Annotated in this window: 16 protein-coding genes; 6 read left to right on the forward strand and 10 right to left on the reverse strand. The window is 38.8% G+C overall.

The features are described 5' to 3' along the window. Window positions 1-112 precede the first annotated feature (112 nt). Window positions 113-1,135 (reverse strand): porin, encoded by a 1,023-nt coding sequence (locus G7074_RS18555; protein ID WP_166210465.1) that lies wholly within the window; start codon window positions 1,133-1,135, stop codon window positions 113-115. 454 nt (window positions 1,136-1,589) lie between these two features. Between G7074_RS18555 and G7074_RS18560 the strand changes: the two genes are divergently transcribed. Continuing rightward, complete coding sequence (locus G7074_RS18560) at window positions 1,590-2,969, forward strand: sigma-70 region 4 domain-containing protein (RefSeq protein WP_124562644.1); 1,380 nt, start codon at window positions 1,590-1,592, stop codon at window positions 2,967-2,969. A 277-nt stretch (window positions 2,970-3,246) separates the two neighbouring features. On the opposite strand, the gene G7074_RS18565 is transcribed toward G7074_RS18560, so the two are convergent. From G7074_RS18565 to G7074_RS18595, 7 genes are all read right to left on the reverse strand, one after another. Beyond that, complete coding sequence (locus G7074_RS18565) at window positions 3,247-4,143, reverse strand: DMT family transporter (protein WP_124562643.1); 897 nt, start codon at window positions 4,141-4,143, stop codon at window positions 3,247-3,249. A 451-nt stretch (window positions 4,144-4,594) separates the two neighbouring features. Next, window positions 4,595-5,155 carry a DUF4256 domain-containing protein gene (locus G7074_RS18570; RefSeq protein WP_124562642.1) on the reverse strand — a complete coding sequence of 187 codons (561 nt, stop codon included), beginning with the start codon at window positions 5,153-5,155 and terminating at the stop codon, window positions 4,595-4,597. A gap of 22 nt (window positions 5,156-5,177) precedes the next feature. After that, window positions 5,178-5,756, reverse strand: coding sequence for a YdeI family protein (locus G7074_RS18575; protein WP_124562641.1), 579 nt, complete (start codon window positions 5,754-5,756; stop codon window positions 5,178-5,180). A gap of 61 nt (window positions 5,757-5,817) precedes the next feature. Further along, complete coding sequence (locus G7074_RS18580) at window positions 5,818-6,207, reverse strand: DoxX family protein (RefSeq protein ID WP_124562640.1); 390 nt, start codon at window positions 6,205-6,207, stop codon at window positions 5,818-5,820. 6 nt (window positions 6,208-6,213) lie between these two features. Beyond that, window positions 6,214-6,678, reverse strand: coding sequence for an SRPBCC domain-containing protein (locus G7074_RS18585; RefSeq protein WP_124562639.1), 465 nt, complete (start codon window positions 6,676-6,678; stop codon window positions 6,214-6,216). Window position 6,679: 1 nt separating this feature from the next. Continuing rightward, entirely contained in the window at window positions 6,680-7,009 is a 330-nt protein-coding gene (locus tag G7074_RS18590) for a helix-turn-helix transcriptional regulator (protein ID WP_166210468.1), read from the reverse strand. Window positions 7,010-7,187: 178 nt separating this feature from the next. Next, window positions 7,188-9,515 (reverse strand): TlpA disulfide reductase family protein, encoded by a 2,328-nt coding sequence (locus G7074_RS18595; protein WP_166210471.1) that lies wholly within the window; start codon window positions 9,513-9,515, stop codon window positions 7,188-7,190. A 227-nt stretch (window positions 9,516-9,742) separates the two neighbouring features. Here G7074_RS18595 and G7074_RS18600 point away from each other — a divergent pair, with 227 nt between their 5' ends. Beyond that, window positions 9,743-10,786 (forward strand): NAD(P)-dependent alcohol dehydrogenase, encoded by a 1,044-nt coding sequence (locus G7074_RS18600; RefSeq protein WP_124562636.1) that lies wholly within the window; start codon window positions 9,743-9,745, stop codon window positions 10,784-10,786. Between the two features lie 189 nt (window positions 10,787-10,975). Here the strand turns inward: G7074_RS18600 and G7074_RS18605 are convergent, their stop codons facing one another. Then, window positions 10,976-11,443 (reverse strand): Lrp/AsnC family transcriptional regulator, encoded by a 468-nt coding sequence (locus tag G7074_RS18605; RefSeq protein WP_124562635.1) that lies wholly within the window; start codon window positions 11,441-11,443, stop codon window positions 10,976-10,978. A 323-nt stretch (window positions 11,444-11,766) separates the two neighbouring features. Here G7074_RS18605 and serC point away from each other — a divergent pair, with 323 nt between their 5' ends. The 3 genes from serC (at window position 11,767) to G7074_RS18620 (ending at window position 15,677) form a co-directional block, all read left to right on the forward strand. Continuing rightward, window positions 11,767-12,864, forward strand: coding sequence for a 3-phosphoserine/phosphohydroxythreonine transaminase (gene serC, locus G7074_RS18610; protein WP_166210474.1), 1,098 nt, complete (start codon window positions 11,767-11,769; stop codon window positions 12,862-12,864). Window positions 12,865-12,876: 12 nt separating this feature from the next. Continuing rightward, entirely contained in the window at window positions 12,877-13,998 is a 1,122-nt protein-coding gene (locus G7074_RS18615) for a DUF1015 family protein (protein WP_124562633.1), read from the forward strand. An 887-nt stretch (window positions 13,999-14,885) separates the two neighbouring features. Further along, window positions 14,886-15,677 (forward strand): lacto-N-biose phosphorylase central domain-containing protein, encoded by a 792-nt coding sequence (locus tag G7074_RS18620; RefSeq protein WP_124562632.1) that lies wholly within the window; start codon window positions 14,886-14,888, stop codon window positions 15,675-15,677. On the opposite strand, the gene G7074_RS18625 is transcribed toward G7074_RS18620, so the two are convergent. Next, window positions 15,678-16,292, reverse strand: coding sequence for a DUF1543 domain-containing protein (locus tag G7074_RS18625; RefSeq protein WP_240916350.1), 615 nt, complete (start codon window positions 16,290-16,292; stop codon window positions 15,678-15,680). Window positions 16,293-16,399: 107 nt separating this feature from the next. On the opposite strand from G7074_RS18625, the gene G7074_RS18630 reads away from it, so the two are divergent. Continuing rightward, on the forward strand, window positions 16,400-18,115 hold the full coding sequence (locus G7074_RS18630; RefSeq protein WP_166210477.1) for an FAD/NAD(P)-binding protein: 1,716 nt from the start codon (window positions 16,400-16,402) through the stop codon (window positions 18,113-18,115). Window positions 18,116-18,197: the final 82 nt, after the last annotated feature.

The following is an 18,197-nucleotide window of genomic DNA, read 5'->3' on the forward strand; positions in this document are numbered from 1 at the left end:
AGTTGGATATAAGCTAGATTTCGGGTGTAGGTTGTAGTTAAGGGGACATCTGTTTTATACAAATCGAGTGCGGCCCCCACCTGGATGGCCGCGTAAAAATCGTCGGCAAATATTAAAGAAACATTTGGGATAATGGTTTGTCTGGGGTATTGGCCAGCTTATAGTTCTCATCAAAATACTCGTATCGCGATGAAAATTCAATGGCCCTCACTCTTGGCAGATTGTACGAATAGCGTAATACCGGAAAAATGTAAAATCCCTGCATGCGTACATTAGATAGTGAAGGTTTTGCCACAAGACCATTAAAAAGTGAAAGATTGGTGCCATTCTTGTATTCACCGCCAAGCGAGAGCTTCCAGCCTCCACCGAGTTTTGTTTGGGTTAATACATCGGCTCCCCAGGCATTGCCGGTGCCCGCCCCCATACTCCCGGTAGCAGCATTTATACCAACAATAAAATATTTCGTAATGCTTGTTTCAATCCGGCCATATACATTCTTCGAGTTATCATTATCGGTGGCCTGGTTTCTGTTATTGCCATTGTACACGCCTGCGTAATATCTTACCGGTAATTGTCCATCACCAGTTACGTTGCCAAATACCGAAAGGCCAATCTGAAAGCTTTGCCAGCCACTAGAGCCAAAGGCATAATATTGGTTGGAGTAATCGAGGGTTCTGATAATATCGACAGGTAAGGCATCTTCGATCCCGAAGAATGGCCTGAACTGCCCGGCCTGCACATTGAAATATTTGCTGAGCGTATATTTAACGTATGCATTCTCCAATACTTTTCCACTGGGATCGCTGTTAAATTCGGCGAAATTGAACATCAGATTGGCTGAGAAATGATCGTTCACAGTACCTTTTACCTGCAGCCTTGCACGCTTAAGCAGAAAGCTGTTGGTAACATGCCCGGTAGCAGACGGATCAAAATTTTTGCCGTTAACATCAACATTTTTAGTAAGCGAACCTACAAATCGGGTTTGTAACAAGCCTGCAAAACTAATTGAACGTTTATATGCAGAAAAATTAGTGATCGTATCCTGATCGAGCCCGCCAATATCTTTTTGCTGAGCCAGCAACGCAAGAGGGGCTATAAATACATAAATGACAATGAGTAGCGAGATTTTTTTCATAGAGCGGGATGATTAATTGCAATTTAAATAAAATTCTAAAAAAATAAAAAAAACAGTTTTTATGGGTTGTTATGTTGGTTTTTTTTGCAATGCATTATTATTCAGTTGATTGATTGTTTTTTTTTTGGTTTATTGGGACTGGAATGAGCTGGATTTTCGTCTGCCTTACCGGCGAAAAAAAATGTGTTCTTTATATTTGAATAGTGTGATTTTTATTTAGAATATACTTTTAAAGTTTAATGGGAATTACCTATCTTCATAATAGCTGCAAAAAAAATACTTTGGGCAAAGTTGGGTTGTTGCTTCATCCCCAGTGTATTAGATGAAATCTGTATATTGTTAAAATAGCCTGAGTAGAAATGAGTAGCCATTAATTTTTGAAAAATTGCTCTCTTTATCGCTTTCATAAAGCTGAGTAAAAATATTTATTCAGATTTAACTATCCCGATCTTTCATGAATTTAACGTACACCTGGACAATCTCAAAGAAAATATTACTCATATTTTTAGTCCTAACCATCATTTCAGCAGGAGCAGCTTTGATTGTGCTCAATACAATAACCGGTAAATTGGGCAGTGTTTCTAAACTGGCTACCAATATAGAGCATAGCCAGTCAGAGCCAGAGCAAATCCTCTTATTAATTCATCATGCAGAGGGCGATTTTCAGGAATCGATGCTCAATGCAGGAAGCAAAAAATATACTTCATATAATACCAAAATATCGAAGGTGTTTTTGATGATTGATACTTTGCTTAAAGCACAGGCAGATACTTCGCAGCTTACCGCATCACAAATTAAAAAGGTTAAGTTTTGGTACAATAAAAAATCGGCATTGTCTGATCAGCTTTATTCGCTTAAGCACAGCTTTGATTCGCTTTTAACCATTTATGCCGATTTTAATAAAGAAGCCAGTAAGGGGTTAAAAGAAAGTACAGTTACCGAGCATAAGTTTGACCGAAATGTTAAAGTAAAACTCGATACCGTACTAAAAGCCAAGCCTGTGGCCAAAAAAGGCTTTTTTAGGCGTTTGAAAGATGCCATAGCCAATAAAAACGAGGTATCCACTGTAGAAATTACTAAAAAAGAAAGTACCAGAGAGGCTACTTTAAGCAAAGAGAAAGAGACCAGTAATAACGACAGAAAAGCATATTTAAATAAGCTTAAATTGCTTCAACGTGAAAATGAGAAGCTTTTAAGTATGCAGAACGAACTGATTATACTCAATAGCCACATCAGCAATGAACTGGAGAATATTATAAATAATGTAAAAGACATCAATTACCAGATGATCGATGAGTTTAAGGTGCTTGCTCTTAAGAATTATCAGGAAACAACTGCCCTCTTAAACAAATTTTATCTCGGTGCGCTTGTTATAATTGTTTTGTTTGCAATCCTGCTGATTATTTTCATTATCAGATTAAACAAGGCTGAGCTTTTGTTGCGCGCTGAAAATGAGGAAGAGGTAAATAAAGCACAGCAAAAAATTGATGAGCTGGTTAAAAAGATCGAGTTGAATGAGCAAGACCGCTCGCCGGTAAAAATGGAGGAGTTGAAAGAGATTGTACAACTCGCAGTTGAAAACAACCCTGCCTTTTTGATTAAATTTAATGAGTTTGATACAGAATTTAGTAGAAAACTGCTCGAAAAAGCGCCTACTTTGGTTGCTGCCGAAATTGAATTCTGTGTATTGCTCAGGCTGAATTTCGAAACCAAAGAAATTGCACGTTACACCAAAACTTCAGTTAGATCGGTAGAAAGCCGGAAATATCGGATCAGAAAAAAACTCGATATTCCTTCAACCGCCGATATCAATATCTGGATGAGCCAGATTTAGTATTTATTAGGGTGTTTTAGCTTTGTTGCTAAAATTCGTCATTGCGAGAAGGCTTTTTGAGCCGACGAAGTCTGCCTGCAGCAGGCAGGCAATCTTACAACGATCACTATTTAGCGAATGCATTAAGATTGCTTCGTTCCTCGCAATGATAAGACTTCTAAGAGCCTCTGTCGAAAAAGCTGTCTAAACACCATGTAAGGTGTTTAGACAGCTTTTTCCAATTTTTTATTGGAAAAAGATTTATATCCAGCCTCGCTAAATAGCCGATTTCCTTGGCCTAATGGCCCGCAATTGTTAACCTGCTCCTTTTGTTCTTGTACCAGACACGGCACATTTGCAATGCCAGTGATGTTAGAATTAAAAACAGACCGATGTAAAAACTGGCAGACAGTACCTTATTTTCTTTATAAATAACAATAGCCAGAAAAATGGTGTAAAGCGGTTCGAGGTTAAAGGTTAGGCTTACCGTAAACGAAGAAATATGCTTAAGAGCATTGATGATTAACAGATACATAACCACCGTACACAGGATTGCTAAAACCAAAAGCCATCCAAAATCGTGTAGCGAAGGCAATAACGAGGTAGTTGGTGTAAAGTATAAGAATACAGGCATAATGAGTGTTAAAGCCAAAACGCCGCCCAACATTTGGTATAGTATAATGGTTTCTCCGCGGTAATTGCCAGCCAGCCGTTCGTTATAAACGGTATACAGCGCCGAAAATATCGACGATATTATGCCCAATATAATGCCAGTTCTAAAGCTGATATCCATCCCGAATATTAAAGCAATGCCGCAAAGGGTAAGGCCGCTTAACAGGAGTTCTTGTATAGAAAGTTTCTTTTTATTGATGGCAGGTTCGAACAGGGCATTGAAAAAACTGGTGAGTGCAAAACATACCACGCCAACCGATATATTTGAATATTTAATACTGCCGTAAAAGAATAACCAATGGAAACCCAGGATAGCTCCCGCAGCTCCCATCTTAATTTTTTCAGATAAACTTGTTTTTTGAAACTTGCCGCTTAGCGTTAAAACAACCAGAATAAAAACTGCTGATATAAATGTTCTGTACCAGCTAATTAAACCCTCGTTTAATGTTATTAAGCGGCCAAATATGCCTGTAAAACCAGCAAGTACCAATGCCAGGTGAAGTTGTATATATGCTTTTTTCATTTTGTTAAGAAAAGTAGTCTACCTTGCGCAACAGGTAGAGGTTAATAATGGGTTAAAGCCAGTAACAGGCTTATTGTTGTTGATAGATTTTAACCATAGCTTATTCAGCCCGATATTATTCCATATTCGGTAAATAGATTGAAAATAGATTTATTGCAGAGATCGATGCCTGTGCCTAAGCACATTGCAGCAGACGGCAATAAGTTTTAACTAAGGCGCTGGAGGCGAAATTACTTTTCTATTCATGATGGTTAGCATTTAATGACCATGTTTTGATGGCTTGCTAAACACGAAAGTAAGCAATTCAGGTTGGCTATCAAAATGAAAAAAAGAAATAGTGGGGTCAGGAGATGGGCTTAACAAGAGCTCTAAATTGAAAAATGGTAGCCTGTCGAAACGTTTTAAAATTGTTTGATAGCGAGCTTCGACAGGCTCAGTATAGTGACTTGTTTTAAACCCTTAATGAACCGCGGAAACCACGTGCTGCATAGTAAGATTCGGCACCGTTATGGTACACAAAAACAGTATTGTAACGGCAATCACAGAATAAGGCTCCACCTAATTTTCTGATGTCGGTAGGTGTTTGCACCCAGCTTGAAGTTTTAGTATCAAATTTACCCAATTGCTGTAAAGACCGGTATTCGGTTTCGGTTAAAAGCGTAATCCCCATGTCTTTTGCCATGTTTACCGCACTGTTGGCTGGTTTATGTTCTTTACGCGCTTCGAGGGCTTCGTGGTCATAACAAATACTGCGGCGGCCTTTCGGGCTTTCGGCTGCACAATCGTAAAAAATGTATTCACCTGTTTTTTCATCATAGCCAAATACATCGGGTTCGCCTCCAGTGTTTTCCATATCATCGAGTATCCACAATTTTGCTTCATTGGCTTTGAGTTTCGTTTTTACTTCATTCCATTTAATGCCTGTATGGCGATTCATGTTTTTCTCAAAACGGGTTTGTAAAATGTTCAATAATTCTTCACGCTGTTCGGGTAATAGTGTTTTGTTTTTCATGTTGGCAGTAATTGTTAAATGTTTAGTCGTCCAGGCCTTTTCCATTCATAATTTGGGGCATGTATTTTTCTACACGTGCTTCGCGGGTTTTGGCTTGTTTAGCTTGCGAAAAGTAGAAAAGATAGCCCCGCTGGCGGCCAGGAGTTAATGCTTCGAAAGCAGCTTTTAAGTCAGGTATACTGTCTAATTTGTGCTGAAATTCGGCAGGTATAGCAAAATCCCCGGTTTTTTTAAATTCTACCTTAAGACCGGCTTTTTCAACTTCGATAGCCTCGTAAATGTAGTTTTTTAATGTAGCCCGCATTTCTGCTATTTCGAGTGCCTTGGTAAAGCGGATTTGTCGTGCCGATTGTACATTTTCTGTTTGCTGAACTAAAATGCCATTCGGATCGCTTAATAAGGCCCCTTTAAAAAACAGAAAGGCACAATATTCTTTAAAATCATGTATTAAAACGATGTTGTTTTGCTGGTAGGTGTAGCACGGGCATCCCCATTTCAATTCCTCAGTAAGGCCACAATCTAACGCAATTGTTCTCAGCTGTTCTGTCGCTGTTTGCCAGTTTTTGGCATTGTTAAAATAAAAATCAACTTTAGGGTTCATGTTATTTTATTCAGTTAGATTGTTGTTAAAGAAAATGCACTTCTCAGTTAAAATAGCTGACTTATGGATTAAAATTAGCAAAAATAATTTTTCTATCCGCAGGCCTGAAATACCACGATAGTGCGGTGAGCATTAGAAGCAATACCGGACCAAAAAGGTCTTTTGTTGCATCGCCCATAGCCAGGTGAGAAAACACAGCGCCCGACATAGCAAAGAAAAAGCCTGCATAAGTCCATTCTTTTAGTAGAGGGAATTTAGGGATCAGCACAGCAATTACGCCTAAAATTTTCCAGATGCCCAATAGGGTGAGGAAGTATACCGGATAGCCGAGGTGTGCCATCATAACGGTTTCTTCCTTCATTTTCAATAACTGCACTATTCCGGTTGCGGTCATTCCCAGTGCCAGCCAAACGGTGGCAATCCAATAAATAATTTTGTTTCTCTTTGTCATGATCGGTTATTTTAGTTGATTAACGATTTGTTGTAAACGGTTGTGTGCCATGTTAATGCCCTGTGCAAAAGGCATGGCCAGGATCTGATCGCGCACCTCAACCGAACGGTATACCACATGCATGGTTAGCTTGCTGGTAGCATCGGTAAGTTTTTCAAATTGTAAGTACTCCAGTTGCACGCCAAAAGGTGTATTTTCCATTTCAAAAGTCCGCGTAATTTGCTGCTCTGGTGTAAATTCATGAATTACCCCGTTAAAGCCATGTTTATTACCCCGTGAGTCGGTGGTTTCGAACTGATAACTGCCATGTTTATGGCTTTCGAGTTTTAATACTTTGGTTCCCATCCATTGTTCTACAATTTCTGGCTCTACATAAGCTTTAAAAAGGAGTTCAACCGGAAGCTCAAATTCTCTGGTAATGAGTATTTCCTGTTTGCCATTTTGGGCATCGATCTTTGTTTTCTGTTCCATGTTAGTCTTTCTTTTTGACTTGATAAGCTTTCATTACTGATTCGAGTTTGTTAAAGCGATCATCCCACATCTGGCGGAAAGGCTCAATAAAATCGGCTACTTCTTTCATTTTTTTTGCATTAATGTAATAGAAAACTTCCCGGCCATTTTGCTTTTGCTCCAGTAGTTCGCATTCGGTAAGGATTTGCAGGTGTTTAGAAACGGTGGGCCGGGCAGTATCGAAATTTGCAGCAATGGCTCCGGCGGTCATTGCCTGCGAGGCCACCAGCAAAAGGATTGCCCTGCGGGTAGGTTCTGCTATGGCCTGGAAAACATCTCTTCTTAAATTCATTATGTAGCTATTTGACTACAAATATATACGTAGCTATTTAACTACGCAAATTTTTATTCATTTATTTTTAATAATGTGCTTCGCTTTCGTTAAAACAGGTACTTATGGGGTGTAATAAAAGAAAAAAGCCCAATAACCGTAAGGCTATTGAGCTTTATAATTGGATTTTAAACAATACTTAAAGTTGTTTTTCTAAAAGCTGCTTAATCTCTTTATTGTCTAAAAAGCCTAAATGTGGGTTAACCACCTTGCCTTCTTTGCTTACCAGCACCTGGTGTGGAATGCCGGTAATTTTAAATTTGTCGGCAAGGTATCGCCAGGCATCATTGTCAAGTCTGTAATGCTGGCCTTTAATGTTGGGTGTCATATTCTGATAAGTAGCAAGTGGCGAGGTTTCGTTTGTGATGTAAACAAAGGCCACATTACTATCTTTCATCTCTTCTTTTAAAGGTTTTATCTCTTTTATTCCATTCAGGCAGGGGCCGCACCAGGTTGCCCAAAAATCAACCAGGATAACCTTGCCAGCATATTTGCCCATAATATTATCAAATATTTTATCGGCTTCAACTTTTGGTGTTTCATTTACAAAATATCCACCAGCAGTTTTATTGATTTCAATCTGCTTTAAGATTTCATTGTTTTTTAGTTCGATATATTCTTTTAAGAAAGGATTGCTAATCTGTTGTTTGGCTAAGGCAAGGTGTTTTGTATCAAGTGGAGTTAGCTGAGATACAACGGGTTCTGTAATATCCTGCGATCGCATTAAATCAATCAAAATGCCCTGCTTAATACCGGTTGCCGAATCTAAAGTTGTGTAGTAGCGGTTCTTAAAAGCATTGCTTACAAAGTCATTGATAAAGCTTTTATGATCTGCATTCCATTTTTTTATTATCGGTGCGCTTGCACTATCTGTACTAAGACTTAAACCATTTTCGCTGATTAATTTTTCGAAAGCAATATCGTTTTTGCTCAGTTGCCCGCCACTCAATTTTAGTGCAGCTGTAATGTCTTTGTAATTGTATGTGTAGCTGTCCATTCTGAAGCCGGGTATAAATTTAATCCGGTTGATAAATGTACTGTAACTGTTAGAAATCACATTCAGCTCATTGTTAAAATCGCTGTTGTTAATGAAGTTGTAATAATCGGCCGGGTAGGCTTCTACTTTAACTGTTGCTATATCTGGTAGTTTAAATGCACTTCTGTAAGCATATTCATAATTCCAGTGGTATTCCATTATGCGGTTTGCATATTCCAAAAGAATGTCCTTTTTCTTTACCTGATAAGCTTTGGCCGAAACTTTACCCAGTTGATTAAGCGAATCTAATTTAGTCTGTTCAATGGCTTGCAGGCCAAGTAGGTAGGTTTTATAATCGTTGGGTTTCATGTTCACCAGCATTTCTTGTATACGCTGGTAGTTATACTGGTCGATACTGTTTAATTGCCTCAGATTTTCATTCAATTGTGCGGCATTGCCAGTATATTTAATGGGGCCATTTCCCAATACCACAAAGAGTGTTTTGCCAGGCTCCAGATAGATGTCATTTTCATCCGCTACATCAGAACGCAAAAATACCCTTTGCAGATGGTACACTGGTATTTTGCGGTAGAAGTAGCCATTAGGCTCAATATTAACCAGGGCATTTTCCTGCTCGCCAGTAATAATATTATCGATGGCCAGCATCAGGGTTTTGGTATTCAGTTTAGCTGAATAGTTTTTAATGTATCCGCTAAAAACAGCACTGTCGTTTTTTAATAGCGGAAGCTGATAAACTTCCTTACTTAAAATCTGTGCACAGCTTTCTTTATTACTGCTTAAGCGTGTTGAAAGCTTGCCTATGGTTAGGTTAAGCTCGTTGTCGGCCAGTTTTTCTATGGTAATTTGTTTGGTAGCCTTGTTGTTGCTTAGGGTAAGGCTGTAGTGGTCACCCTTTTGTGTAATTGCCTGGTAAGTCCAAGCCTGCTGATCGAGTACCACGGCTTTATTGTAAAAAGCGATGGTTAAATCGCTGTTTTTTAGGTTGTACCATTCGGTGTACAAAGAAGGAGGTAGGGGTGTTTGCTTTTTTATGAGTTCAATGTCGTAAATTTTCCAGCCATCGCTGCTGTCTTCGCCGTAATCAATCATGCTGGTTGTGGTAGCTATTTTTGGGAAAATAAGTTCGTAGCTTGTTTTTCCGCTGGCAGGCATGATATACTGTTTGTTAAAAGGAATACCTTTTGTGGTTTTGATAAACAATTTTTCCTTTGCACCATTTACCTGTATATAGGTGTTTTTGGGAATGCGGATCCAATTTCCGGCAGGAGCAGTGGTTTCGAAGTTTAAAACGGTTGCGGTATCACTCAGGCTAATTTTAACAATTTTTAAGTTCGGGTTTTTTCCATCAAAGCCAACCAAGGGATCGGTAATCGTTTTTTGGGCTAAACTGGTTAAGCTAACTGGTGCTAGCAGGCAAGTTAAGGCCAGGCCTTTAAGCAGTTTGTTTAAGGGGGTGGGTGAGGAGTTCATGGGTTGTTAATTTGATTAGACAACTAAATTAAATAATTAAGCTATCCCTAAGCCTTAAATAATGTTAATTTTTTTTGCAGGTACATGAAGGTGTAGATGAAGCGTAATAGGGATGCCCGGCGCTAAATAATTGTTTGAATTTTATAATCAATTATTTGAATTGCGTAATTTTAAGAAACAACTCTGCCTTAAATTTGTAGGAGTATAATACTTTAAAATTTAAACTTATGATAGCAACAAAAGGATATGCGGCGCAAAGCCCAACAACAGATCTTGCACCATGGAACTTCGAGCGTAGAGAAGTTGGGCCACATGATGTGCAGTTTGAAATACTTTTTTGTGGTGTTTGCCACTCCGATTTGCACCAGATTAAAAACGATTGGTTTCCAGGTATCTTTCCAATGGTTCCGGGGCATGAGATTGTTGGTCGTGTGGTTAAGGTTGGCGATCATGTAAAGAACTTTAAGGTTGGCGATTTAGCTGGAACAGGTTGTATGGTAGACGCCTGTATGGTTTGCGAAAACTGTAAGCAGGATTTAGAGCAATATTGCCTTGAAGGAAATACGCAAACCTATAATGGTTTAGAACGCGATGGCAAAACACCTACCTACGGTGGATATTCGGATAGCATTGTGGTTAGGGAAGAGTTCGTGCTTAAAATTGCCGATAACTTAAATCTGGCTGCGGTTGCCCCATTATTGTGTGCCGGTATTACAACTTATTCTCCTCTACGTCATTGGAAGGTGGGTAAAGGCCATAAATTAGCGGTTTTAGGCTTGGGCGGATTGGGCCACATGGCTGTTAAATTTGGTGTAGCGTTTGGTGCAGAGGTAACGGTGTTAAGTACTTCGCCTAAAAAAGAAGCAGATGCTAAAAAACTGGGTGCTCATCATTTTGTGGTGACTACCGATCCTGAACAGATAAAAGCTGCTACAGGTACATTCGATTTTATTCTGGATACCGTTTCGGCAGAGCACGATTTTAACATGTACCTTTCTTTACTAAGAACAAACGGAATTCATATTTGTGTAGGCGTGCCACCAAAACCGGCAGAAATTGCTGCGTTTAGTTTATTGGGTGGCAGAAAAAGCCTGGCTGGTTCTGGTATCGGGGGTATTAAAGAAACTCAGGAAATGCTTGATTTCTGTGCCGCCAATAATATTGTTTCGGATATTGAAATGATTGATATCAAAGATATTCATAATGCATACGAACGCATGGAAAAAGGCGACGTACGTTATCGCTTTGTGATTGATATGGCTACTTTGTAATCTGCCTGATTATTCAACAGGGAAAAACCGGAGCAATGATTGTTCCGGTTTTTTTGTTTAACCAGTCAACTGCAATAGATCTCGGGCTTCGTTGCGTGCTGCTTAAAGTCGTCATCAGGGAAGTTCAATTAACCAGCTAACCAACTAAAGAGACCAGCTAATGAACCAATGACCAATGAACAATTCAACCTATAATGCATACGCCGTCTCCGCCTTCGATTGCGAAAGCACTAAAAAACTCTGAATATTACCCACATAAGCCAGGGTACCAATATTATCCCTTAAAAAATTATTATAAGAAACCATATCCGGCATGGCTACCTTTAGCATAAAATCGAAATGCCCGGTTAGGTGGTAACATTCCATTACTTCAGGGTATTTATCCATTTCGGCTTTAAAAGCTCTGATCACATCTTCTGAATGGAGGTTAAGTTGAATGTGTGGAAAGGCGATGAAATGAGATCTCAGCTTGTCAATATCAACTAGGGCTACTGTCGATTTGATGTAGCCATTCGTTCTGAGCTTTTTAATGCGCTCAACTATGTGCGTCATGCTTTTTCTAAGCTTTCCCGAAACTTCCTTGTAGGTTAATAATCCATCGCGTTGTAAAAGGTTTAGGATTTCAATATCGGTCTGATCAACTTTTGGCGGCTGCATGTAAATACTTAGTGTATAATTGTATATTTTTTGTTCGCTTTTGTAAAGACTAAAAATAGTTAAATTAATTATATTTAAGTTAATTTATTGTCAATACTGATTAAGTTACTTAGTGTATTTAATACATTAATAGTGAAATTTTGTGGATGCCAATAAGAATTATATTCTGTTGGCTTGTTTTCTTAGCCAAATAAACCAAATTTTTGGGATGTTAAGGGGTTTGAAAAAAATAATTTTTATCAAAAAAATAGCTTGTTACTGTATAATTTGCTTAACTGCTGATCTTTATGTCGTAAATTATTAAACCAAATATTGTATTTCTCATGCTTAAAAAACACAACTTCGGCGCAGGTCCTTGCATATTGCCATCGACTGTAATGGAACAAGCTGCCCAGGCGGTTATCAACTGGAATGGGATGGGTTTGTCTATTTTGGAGGTTTCTCACCGATCGCCTGAATTTGAGGAAGTGGTACTTAAAACACAGTTGCTGGTCCGCGAGTTATTGTCTGTTCCCGATCACTATTCAGTACTTTTTTTACAGGGCGGAGCAAGTACACAATTTGCCATGATTCCAATGAACTTTTTAAGTGCAGGAAAAAAAGCAGCTTATCTCGATACCGGTTATTTTGCAATAAAAGCCATTAAAGAGGCTAGGTTATTTGGTGAAGTAGATGTTGTAGCATCTTCGAAAGATAAAGACTATGCCTATATTCCAGATCATCATGATGTGGATGCCGAATCTGCCTATATGCATTATACCTCAAATAATACGATTGAAGGAACAGAGATATTTAATTTTTCAGCCAGTGGTGTTCCATTGGTATGCGATATGTCCTCAGATATTTTTTCGAGAAAAATTAATGTAAGTGATTTTGACCTGATTTATGCAGGTGCGCAAAAGAATATGGGACCAGCAGGCATGACCCTGGTTATTGCTAAAAATGAATTTCTAGATCGTGCAAAGAAGGAAATTCCATCTATGATGGACTACCGTATATTTCGCGATAACATGAGCATGTACAATACACCGCCAGTATTTTCTATTTATGTTGCCATGCTTAATCTTTTATGGCTTAGAGATCAGGGTGGGGTAAGTGGAATCGAGCGTTGTAATATCGAGAAGGCAAAACTGTTATATGCCGAAATAGACCGGAATCCACTTTTTTATGGTACTGCGCAGGTTGCACACCGCTCTCGGATGAATGTTACTTTTCAGGCAATTGATAAAGAAGTAGAGCAGGCATTTTCAAAATTTGTAGCCGAAAAAGGCATCGTGGGGATTAAAGGTTACCGTACCGTTGGCGGCTTCCGTGCATCACTTTACAATGCACTTCCCTTATCAAGCGTAGCAGTATTGGTAGAGGCCATGGTTAGTTTCGAAAAAATATACAGTGATAAAACAGTTCTTGAACTCGAATAAATCTATAAAAAGATGATAAAAATTTCTCCTCTAAAGGCATTAAGGCCAGGGAAAGGCATTTTTGATCTGATGATCTCTGACCAGGTAAATGGTAAGGGACATAAAAATGAACAGCTTTCTTTTGAAGATATCATTAATTTGTTTGGATGTGCTTTGGACGATCAACCAGCCATTTATATTTACGAAGTTCGTGGTGATGCAGGCGTAATGCGTGGTGTTTGGGCCACTATCGATCTTTCTGAAACGGCAGCTGAAGCCATTAAGAGACATGAAGAAACTGTATCGTCGAAAGTAGAATTGCTTAAAGCCGATAGGAGGAGTAAGACCACAGAAAAATCGCCTATATTATTGGTGCATAAGAAAGATAAAGCTTTAGATGCATTGATTGATTATGTGGTGCGCACGCGCAAACCGCTGGCTACCGAGTGGTCGCAAATGGGACATTTTCTATATCAGGTACTCGAAGAAGAGGTGATTGAAAAATTTGTGCACCAGTTTAAAGCAATTGAAGCCGTTTACCTGGCCGATGGGCATCACCGCCTGGAAGCCGCCTGCTCCCTTCAAAAAAATATCCCTCAGCAAATCAGCTCGCTCTTTGTTTCTGCCGATGTAATTTCGATAGCCCCTTTTCACAGGATTGTTTCTGCTACCGATATTTCATGGCCAATACTGATGGAAAAGCTTGGCCAATATTATTACATTTCAAAAATCCCCAATAATAAACCTTACAAACCCGATCAGAAAAACAGGCTGGGACTTTGTTTTCAGGGAGAGTGGTATCAACTCGATTTAAATAAAGCTTGGGGATCGCTATCTGTTAAGCCCGATACGGTGATTTTGCAGGAGATGATTCTTTCGGAAGTGCTGGGGATACATCAACCTAAAGAAGATGAAAGGCTAACCTGTTTTCCCGATTGCAAATGGCCTCAGTTTCTCAGCCAATTGAGCAATGATACCCGGGCTATTGGTTTTTCTCTTTTTGCCATGACCGCCGATGCTTTTATTGCAGCCGCAGAAAAGGCTGAGTTTTTGCCACCCAAATCTACCTGGATCGCTCCTAAAGTTCCGCAAGGCTTTATGGCAAGCAGCCCCGTAGCCATTACGGCAAAAGGAGAACAGTTACGGATGAATTAATAAAATAAATGCAATGTTCGATCTCGATTTAGAAAGCATAGGACAAGTAACCGCCACGGTGTTAATTGTTGGCTTTTTTGTAGTCGCCTGGTATAAAAGGCGGTATTAAGGCAGGCTATGCCTTTAATAAAAGCTGTTGGAGCACCTTAATTCTTTGAAAGATAATAAGCCAGAATTTTTCCCTCAAATTACGCAGATTGAAACGGAGAGTTACAAGTAGATTAAAGAGAGCTGATTCTTCAGCGCATTAATAAATTGTGCTATTGATAAAATCTGCGGGAGATGATAAGTTGAAGTTTTTCCCTCAAATTACCCAGATGAAAACGCAGAGTCGCAAGTAGATTAAAGGGAGCTCATTCTTTCAGCGTATTAATAAATTGTGCTATTAATAAAATCTGCGGTATCATCTTAAATCTGCGGGAGATGATAAGTTGAAATTTTTCCCGCAAATTACGCAGATTGAAACGTAGAGTTGCAAGTAGATTAAAGAGAGCTGATTCTTCGGCGTATTTAATAAATTGTGCCTATTAATAAAATCTGCGGTATCACCTTAAATCTGCGGGAGATGATAAGTTGAAGTTTTTCCCGCAAATTACGCAGATTGAAACGCAGAGTCGCAAGTAGATTAAAGGGAGCTCATTATTCATCGTATTAATAAATTGTGCCTATTAATAAAATCTGCGGTATCACCTTAAATCTGCGGGAGATGATAGATTGAAATTTTCCCTGTAAATTACGCAGATTCATAATCCCATTTATATTGATTAATCAAGATCTGCTTTATTTAAATCCTGGCTAAAAATGTATCAATGCCGTTGAAATTCGGAGGCAGATGAATTGATTCCCAGTAAAATTTATACTTTTGGTTTTCTAATCATACTCTTTTTATGAAATTACTTTTTAGATTTTGCGTAGCGGGCTTATTAACTGCATCATCAATTGCTGCCAGTGCACAAACTGTTACACTCGATTACTTTTTTAACCGCGAAACCCGTAAAGACAAGCAAGGCAAAGAAATCCGTTTTCATTACCTGTGGAGTGAGCGCGCAAGCAGTGGTTTTTCTATTTTGGGCAATACTTTTAAGAAAGAGGGCTTTAAATTAGATTCGCTCGAAACAGCACCTACAGCAGCAAATTTAAAAGGAAGTGATGTTTATTTAATTGTCGATCCCGACAGACCAAAAGAAAACCCCAAGCCAAATTATATAGAAGCCGAGCATATCAAAGCCATTTCTGCCTGGGTAAAACAGGGCGGGGCATTGGTGATGTTTGCTAACGATAGCGCCAATGTAGAGCTGCCACACTTTAATAAGCTGGCTGGTGTATTTGGAATACATTTTAGCAATGAAATGCAAAACCACGTAATTGATGATGCCCATTTTGAAGATGGTGCTATTGTAACCAAAAACAACCCGGTATTTAAAACTGCTTCAAAAATTTTCATGAAAGATGTGTGCGCCATCGAAACCAAAGGTGCAGCAAAACCTGTATTGAAAAATGGTGCAGGTGCAACTGTTATTGCGACTACAAAATATGGTAAAGGCAATGTAGTTGCCATCGCCGATCCATGGTTATACGATGAATACGTAAATGGCCGTTTGCCTAAAGAGATGGGCTTCGAAAACGATAAAGCGGCTGTTGATCTGGTTAAATGGTTAAAAACCCTGGCCAAAAAATAATTAAAGTTTATCCAGTTTAAAATAACCTAAATGAATTTCATCTTCTGGTAAGCCGGTTGATTCGGTAATTTCTATCTGGTATTTTTTCCTGGCCTCCTTATTTAATATATCTTCTATTTTATAGATATCATCAACGTCAATTCCATATTTTTCATCAATATGTGAATTGGCGCCTTTGATTGATTTTGTTTTAAAAAATAAGGTCTTCTTAGCCTCCTGTATGGCTTGTGCCCGCTCATCGTGTACCGATAGTACAATGTAATGCTGTTCGTAAAGCAAGCCTGATTGATATCCGCCAAGGTTGATGAAAAAGAGTTTCTTTACCCCGGTGGGCGTATCGTTACTTCGTGGCACTACTTTAATCCGGTATCCCTCCACATAACTTACTTCGCGCCAGCCATCCAGGTGGATACTGTTGCCCGCTTCGGGCCAGAAAGCTTTTATTTCCGTTATTAATTCCTTTAAACTGTGTGCTATCCCAAAAAAATAGTCGTGCTGCTCTACATTTCTTTTAGGCGCTTTCGATCCCAGTAAAATCATAAACAATTTGGGTGGTGTTAGTCCTTTTTCCTCCATTTTGTTGCCAAACGTATTGATGTCCGATAAGACTAACAAGATTTGTTACGATTGGTTTCTGAAAAGAAAATAAGGCTGGCAATTTTCCCTGAGCTAAAACAATTTTAGTTTTTAAAGATTATAAGGTTTACAAATCACATTAATTAATGGGTAAGGGAAAATTAAATAAGCGAATCGCCATCATTGGTGGCGGACCAAGTGCGCTTTTTATGTATAAAAGACTTGTCGAATCGAAAAGGAAAGACCTGCAAATCGATATTTTTGAACGAAAAGACTATCTGGGAGCCGGTATGCCATACAGTACCGAAGGAGCAAACAACGAGCACATTACCAATGTATCTGATAACGAAATCCCGGTAATTTTTAATTCCATTGCAGAATGGGTCAAAACGGCACCTAAACCGTTGCTGAAAAAATTTGATATCGATCCCCAGAAATTTAATGAGTATAAAGTGCTGCCAAGGTTATTTTTTGGTGAATATCTGATTGCACAATTTGAGCTATTAAGAAGTTTTGCTACCAAGAAAGGAATCATAACAAAGGTTCATCTCAACACTGTGGTTGAAGATGTGATCGACCATCCGCGTAAAAAGGAGGTAGTTGTAAAGCTGCAGGAAGGTGGTTGGTTTGAGTTCGATAGTTTAATTATTTGTACCGGTCACAACTGGCCCAAAAAGTACGAAGGTAAAATCGAGGGTTATTTCGATTCTCCTTATCCGCCTCAAAAAATGTTGTTAAAACTTAATCATCCTGTTGGCTTAATGGGTTCATCGTTAACCGCTATCGATGCGGTAAGAACACTGGCTAAGGCAAATGGTAAATTTATAAACGCTAAAGATGGCAAGCTCAGTTACGAACTTAACAAGGATAGTGAAGGTTTCAAGCTCATTATGCATTCCAGGAATGGGTTATTACCTGCCATCCGGTTTCATTTAGAAGACCCACATTTAGGTAAGGGCGAAACCTTACTCAAAACAGAAATTCAGGAACATATTAAAGCAAATGATGGCTTTGTGAGCCTCGATTTTTTATTTGAGCAGAATTTTAAAGCCAGGTTTATTAAAGAAGATCCCGGTTTCTACAAAAAAATAAAAGATTTAACGCTTGAAGAGTTTGTAGCAAACATGATGGCTTCCAGGGAGAAGAAAGAGCCTTTTGAGCTTTTTAAACAAGAGTATATAGAAGCCGAAAAATCCATCCGTAAAAAGAAATCGGTTTATTGGAAAGAAGCACTTGCTATTTTAAGCTTTACCATGAACTATCCTGCCAAATATTTATCGGCGGAAGATATGGAACGACTGCAAAAAGTATTAATGCCCTTAATATCCATTGTAATTGCATTTGTGCCACAAAGTTCATGTAGAATCTTATTTGCTTTGCATGATGCCGGCATTTTAGAAATTATTGAAGTTGGTGATGATAGTGAGGTTAAACCCATTAAAAAAGGTGGAGCCAATTATCATTATTACAACAGCCAGAATAAAAAGGTTGTGAGGCATTTTGAGACTTTTGTTGATTGCGTTGGGCAGCCCCATCTCTCTTTTAAAGATTTTCCATTTAAAAGCCTGGTTAAAAAAGGTAAAATCAGTCAGGCCAGGCTTGCTTTTAAGTCAGCCGAGGTTGGCCAGGAAACAAAACAGGGAGGTAATAAACAAGTTAGAATTGTAGAAGGGAAGTACTTTTTAAATGTGCCTGGTAGCACCATCAACGATTATTTTCAGGTGGTAGATAAAAAAGGAAATAGCAATGACAGGGTTTATTTAATGGCAGTGCCGTATATGGGAGGCTATAATCCGGACTATTCAGGTCTTGATTTTTGTGAGGCAGCGTCAACAATTGTCACCCAGCAAATTTTAATTTGAAATACTTGATGATTTTGTCTTTAAATGTAGCGCTAAGTATACTTAATTTTAGGTATTATGTGTATTCTTTTTTAATCTCTTT

Origin of the sequence: Pedobacter sp. HDW13 (assembly GCF_011303555.1) — a bacterium.
GTDB lineage: Bacteria > Bacteroidota > Bacteroidia > Sphingobacteriales > Sphingobacteriaceae > Pedobacter.

Coding starts and splice junctions, on each gene's coding strand:
- G7074_RS18620 (WP_124562632.1), top strand. CDS start 14,886: ATGAAATTACTTTTTAGATTTTGCGTAGCGGGCTTATTAACTGCATCA.
- G7074_RS18555 (WP_166210465.1), bottom strand. CDS start 1,135: ATGAAAAAAATCTCGCTACTCATTGTCATTTATGTATTTATAGCCCCT.
- G7074_RS18585 (WP_124562639.1), bottom strand. CDS start 6,678: ATGGAACAGAAAACAAAGATCGATGCCCAAAATGGCAAACAGGAAATA.
- G7074_RS18595 (WP_166210471.1), bottom strand. CDS start 9,515: ATGAACTCCTCACCCACCCCCTTAAACAAACTGCTTAAAGGCCTGGCC.
- G7074_RS18630 (WP_166210477.1), top strand. CDS start 16,400: ATGGGTAAGGGAAAATTAAATAAGCGAATCGCCATCATTGGTGGCGGA.
- G7074_RS18580 (WP_124562640.1), bottom strand. CDS start 6,207: ATGACAAAGAGAAACAAAATTATTTATTGGATTGCCACCGTTTGGCTG.
- G7074_RS18615 (WP_124562633.1), top strand. CDS start 12,877: ATGATAAAAATTTCTCCTCTAAAGGCATTAAGGCCAGGGAAAGGCATT.
- G7074_RS18560 (WP_124562644.1), top strand. CDS start 1,590: ATGAATTTAACGTACACCTGGACAATCTCAAAGAAAATATTACTCATA.
- G7074_RS18590 (WP_166210468.1), bottom strand. CDS start 7,009: ATGAATTTAAGAAGAGATGTTTTCCAGGCCATAGCAGAACCTACCCGC.
- G7074_RS18605 (WP_124562635.1), bottom strand. CDS start 11,443: ATGCAGCCGCCAAAAGTTGATCAGACCGATATTGAAATCCTAAACCTT.
- G7074_RS18575 (WP_124562641.1), bottom strand. CDS start 5,756: ATGAACCCTAAAGTTGATTTTTATTTTAACAATGCCAAAAACTGGCAA.
- G7074_RS18570 (WP_124562642.1), bottom strand. CDS start 5,155: ATGAAAAACAAAACACTATTACCCGAACAGCGTGAAGAATTATTGAAC.
- G7074_RS18565 (WP_124562643.1), bottom strand. CDS start 4,143: ATGAAAAAAGCATATATACAACTTCACCTGGCATTGGTACTTGCTGGT.
- serC (WP_166210474.1), top strand. CDS start 11,767: ATGCTTAAAAAACACAACTTCGGCGCAGGTCCTTGCATATTGCCATCG.
- G7074_RS18600 (WP_124562636.1), top strand. CDS start 9,743: ATGATAGCAACAAAAGGATATGCGGCGCAAAGCCCAACAACAGATCTT.